The sequence below is a fragment of the Mesorhizobium sp. M2A.F.Ca.ET.039.01.1.1 genome (assembly GCF_003998035.1).
Lineage (GTDB): Bacteria > Pseudomonadota > Alphaproteobacteria > Rhizobiales > Rhizobiaceae > Mesorhizobium.
This window is the reverse complement of sequence record NZ_RZRY01000506.1, coordinates 1-4,726: the sequence shown is the minus strand read 5'-3', so window position 1 is coordinate 4,726 and position 4,726 is coordinate 1. Positions and strand designations below refer to the sequence as shown.

General features: G+C 61.1%; 4 protein-coding genes. All 4 read right to left on the bottom strand.

The window, feature by feature from the left end:
• Nucleotides 1-16: 16 nt before the first annotated feature.
• The gene (gene lpxA / locus EOA24_RS27950; RefSeq protein WP_127410287.1) at nt 17-856 is read right to left on the bottom strand and encodes an acyl-ACP--UDP-N-acetylglucosamine O-acyltransferase; all 840 of its coding nucleotides are present in this window, start codon (nt 854-856) and stop codon (nt 17-19) included.
• A 15-nt stretch (nt 857-871) separates the two neighbouring features.
• Nucleotides 872-1,333 carry a 3-hydroxyacyl-ACP dehydratase FabZ gene (fabZ, locus tag EOA24_RS27945; RefSeq protein ID WP_127258198.1) on the bottom strand — a complete coding sequence of 154 codons (462 nt, stop codon included), beginning with the start codon at nt 1,331-1,333 and terminating at the stop codon, nt 872-874.
• Entirely contained in the window at nt 1,326-2,381 is a 1,056-nt protein-coding gene (gene lpxD / locus EOA24_RS27940; RefSeq protein ID WP_126083805.1) for a UDP-3-O-(3-hydroxymyristoyl)glucosamine N-acyltransferase, read from the bottom strand. The genes fabZ and lpxD overlap by 8 nt, the downstream gene beginning before the upstream one ends.
• Nucleotides 2,382-2,459: 78 nt before the next feature.
• Nucleotides 2,460-4,726 (bottom strand): outer membrane protein assembly factor BamA (gene bamA, locus EOA24_RS27935; protein WP_127410286.1); only part of this gene is annotated, 2,267 nt, incomplete at its 5' end.

The following is a 4,726-nucleotide window of genomic DNA, read 5'->3' as shown; positions in this document are numbered from 1 at the left end:
CCCTGATGCGGCGCGCTCAGGCCTCGTCATCGCCGCTGTCATCGTCGCCGCCACCCTTCAGCGGCGGGACCGCATAGTGCCGCTTGCCGCCGCTGGCGATGAAGTCGATCATCTTCATGGCGGCAGGAGACGAGGAGCCGAATTCCGCCCTGGCGAGATCGATATTCTCCGCGACGCTGCGGGAACGGTCGAAAATCGACCGGTAAACCTTGCGCAGCAGGTAGATTTCCGAGCGCGGCAGGCCGGAGCGCTTGAGCCCGATGATGTTCAGGCCGCGCAGCTTGGCGCGATTGCCGGCGGCGATCGCATAGGGAATGATATCGCCGACAACCGCAGAGCAGCCGCCGATGAAGGCGTTGTCGCCAATGCGCACGAACTGGTGAACGGCGGTGAGGCCGCCGATATAGACGTTGTCGCCTATCTCGCAGTGGCCGCCGAGCGTCGCGCCATTGGCGAAGGTGGCGTTCTTGCCGACGACGCAATCATGGGCGATGTGGGCATAGGCAAGGAAATTGCCGTTGTCGCCGACACTCGTCTCGCCGCGGCTGGAATCGGTGCCGACATGCATCGTGACGCCTTCGCGGAGGGTGCAGTTCTCACCGACAATCAGGGTGGTGCGTCCGCCCTTGTGCTTGGTGTTCTGCGGCGGCGCGCCGAGCGTCGCCATCGGATAGACCTTCGTTCCGGCTCCGATGGTTGTTGCGCCCATCACCGACACATGGCTGACCAACTCGACGCGGTCGCCGATGATTGAATCGGCGCTGATATGGCAAAAGGGTCCGATGCGGACACCTTGGCCGAGCCGGGCTCCTTCTTCGACGACCGAGGAAGGATGGATGAATGTCTCGACTTTCATGAGCATTTCGAACCGTCAGCCGGTGACCATCATGGCCGAAACCTCGGCCTCGGCGGCTTTCGCGCCGTCAACCATCGCCTCGCAGGCGAATTTCAGCAGGTTGCCGCGCTTTCTGATCTTCTTGACGTGGATCCTGAGCTGATCGCCCGGAACCACCGGTTTGCGGAATTTCGCATTGTCGATGGTCATGAAATAAACCAGTGAGGGCTTTTCCGTGTTGAGGCTGCGAATGCAGATCGCGCCGGCGGTCTGGGCCATCGCCTCGATGATCAGCACCCCGGGCATGACCGGCTGTTGCGGAAAATGGCCCTGGAAATGCGGCTCGTTGATGGTCACGTTCTTGATGCCGACCGCGGACTCGTCGCCGTCTATATCGACGATACGGTCGATCAGCAAGAACGGATAGCGGTGCGGCAGGAGCTTCATGAGCCCCATGATGTCAACCGCCTCGAGTGTCGTTGCCACCATGTCAGCCATTTCCGTCGCCTTGCTTGCGCGTCCTGGCCATCCTGCGCAGCATCGCTATCTCGCGCATGGCTTCCGCCATGGGCTGCGCCGGGTAGCCTCCCCAGACCTCGCCTGCCGGCACGTTGTTCATGAATCCACTTCTCGCAGCAAGCTTGGCTCCCGGCCCGATGGTCAGATGATCGGCGAGGCCGACACCGCCACCCATGGTGACGTTGTCGCCGACGACGACGGAACCGGAAATACCCGAAAGGCCCGCTATAATGCAATTGCGGCCGATGCGAACATTGTGGGCGATCTGCACCAGATTGTCGATCTTTGTGCCCTGGCCGATGATGGTATCGGACATCGCACCGCGGTCGACGGTCGAATTGGAGCCGATCTCGACGTCGTCCTGGATGATGACGCGGCCGATCTGCGGCACGCGTTCAGGTCCCTTGGCGCCGCCCACGAAGCCGAAACCGTCCTGGCCAATCCTTGCGCCGCCATGGATGATGACACGATTGCCGACAAGCGCATATTGGATGCTGGCGCCCGGACCGACGAACCCGTCGCGGCCGATCTGGCAGGAGCGGCCAACAACGGCGTGAGGTGCAATGACAGTGCCGCTGCCGATGGACACGCCGGGGCCGATCACTGCGCCCGCTTCGACGATCGCTCCTTCCTCGATATGGGCGGACGGATCGACAAAGGCATGCGCCGAGATGCCGGTTTCTCCGGTCATTGGCCCCGGAGTTGCGGCATGCGGAAACAAAAGGCGTCCGACCATGGCGAAAGCCTGTTGCGGACGAGGATGCATGAGCACCGCGATCCCTGGCGGCGCCTTGGTCGCAAAATCGGCGGGGCACAGGACCGCGGCAGCCCTCAGCGACTGCATCAGCGCGAAATTGCGCTTGCCGTCGACAAAGACGAGCGCGCCGTCACCGCCCTCATTGGCGGGAGCCAGCGCTTCGATGGCAATTTCAGCCTGCGCGGCATCAAGCAGGCTGGCGCCGGTCAGATTCGCGACCTCGCCAGCCGTATACCGGCGTGAAGGCGCGAAGAACACCGGATCGGTCATTCCAGAAGCAATATCCAGCTGGGTCGGCACAGTCCACTCCGGGCCGTCAACCGGCCCGGAACCATTGCAACCACGAAATTAGAAGCGGGTCGCGATACCGAAGTTGAATTCCTGCACATCGTCGGTCGACTCTTTCTTGACCGGGATCGCATAGTCGATGCGGATCGGGCCGAACGGCGAAGCCCACATCAGGCCGACACCCACCGAAGCACGGAGCTTCATGTCGGTCGATGCTTGAACGACACCAGGAGTGTCGACCTTGCTGCCGTACAGAGTTGCGGCATCAGCGAAAACGGCACCGCGCAAACCGAAACTCTCCGGGATCACCGGCAATGGGAATTGCGCTTCGGCCGAGGCATTGAAATAGGTAGTGCCACCAAGGTGGTCTCCAGTTGCGGTGTCAACGGGACCAATGCCACCATACTCAAAACCGCGGATCATGCGATCGTTGCTTTGGAACTGATCGAAAATGCGCAAACCATTATCGCCGTAGCCTGCAATGTAGCCGGCGCCGCCCGATACGAGACCGACAAGGTCAAGCTGCTCCGACAATGTCTGATAGACACTTGCCCGGCCAGTCACCTTCACCCATTTGGCATCGCCGCCAAGACCGGCGAACTCGGTCGTGCCGGTAACGAAGAGACCCTCATGCGGGTTCTTCATGTCGTCGATCGTGTTGTAGGTAAGACCCAAGCTGACCGAGGACTTCAGCCACGAGCCCTCATCGATGGCTTCTATGATGGCCTGCGAAAGATTGCAGTCGCCTTCGATGCCGTCATTGTTGTTGTCACAATCATTGAACTCGTACTTTTCCTGCGAGATGTTGTAGGCAAGCTGCGTCGAAATGTTGTCAGTGATCGGCAGACCAAACCGGACGGTCGCGCCGGTGGTGTCCGTATTGTAGTGATCGTACTCGCGGGTCGACTTGTAGATGTCGAAACCCGCCGCGATGCGCCGGCCGAGGAAGTAGGGCTCGGTGAAGGAAAGGGCGAAGTCGCGCGAATTCTTGCCGCCGCCGGCCGACAGCTTGATGTACTGACCACGGCCTAGGAAATTGCGCTCGGTGATCGACCCTTCGATGGATGGGCCGGGCGTGTCGCCGCCGGTCGAATAACCAGCGCCGACCGAGAATTCGCCGGTCGACTTCTCAACCACGGTGACCACGAGCACGACCTGGTCTGGCGCCGAGCCCGGAACCGTCGAGATATCGACGGACTGGAAGTAATCAAGGCCTTCCAGCCGCTTCTTCGCGCGCTGGATGAGGACCTGGTTGAAGGCGTCGCCCTCGCTGACATCGAATTCGCGACGGATGACATAGTCGCGCGTTCGGTCGTTGCCGCGGATTTCGATGCGCTCGATATAGGCCTTGGTGCCCTGGTCGATAGTGTAGACGACCGAAATGGTGTGGTTCTCGAAATTGCGGTCGCCGCGCGGCGTCACCTGGGCGAAGGCATAGCCTGAGCCCGCGACCTTCTCGGTCAAGGCGACGATCGAATCCTCGACGTCCTTGGCGTTGTAGACATCGCCCTTATGGGTTTCGACAGCCGATTCCAGCGCCTTGGAGTCGACCTCCGGAATGGTGCTTTCCACGCTGACGTCGCCGAACGTGTAGCGGTCGCCTTCCTGCACGGTGATGGTAACCGTGTATTTGTTGGTGGCGTCGTCAAGCTCGCCGACGGCCGAGACGACCTGGAAGTCGGCATAGCCGTGATTGTAGTAGAAGCGGCGCAGCAGTTCCTGGTCGGCGCGCAGCTTGTCCTCGTCATAGACGTCGTCGCGCAGCACGAAGGACAGCCAGGACGAACGCTTGGTGTTGATGACGTCGGACAGGCGGCGGCTGGAATAGGCGTGGTTGCCGACGAAATTGATCGCCGCGATCTGGGTGCGGCCGCCTTCGTTGATGTTGAAGACCACGTTCACGCGGTTGTCGCCGAGGTCCATGATCTGCGTGGTCACGGCGGCGTCGTCGCGGCCAATTCGCTTGTATGCCGACTTGATCGCCTCGACATCGGCGTCCAGCGCCTGCTGGGAGAAGGTCGCGCGCGGCTTCAGCTGGATACCCATCTGAAGCGCGTTGTCCTTGATCTTCTTGTTGCCCTGGAACAGTACCTGGTTGACGACCTTGTATTCGGAAACCTTGACCACCAGGCTCGAACCGACCTGGTTGATCTGGACGTCCGAGAACAGGCCGGTTCCGAACAGCGCCTTGACGGCGTCGTCAATATCGGAACTGGAGAAAGGCTTGCCCGGCTTGATCGTAATGTAATTGCGGATGGTCTCGGCATCGACGCGCTGGTTGCCGCTGACCTCGACACGCGAAACGACCGCTGCCTCGGCCACCGAGG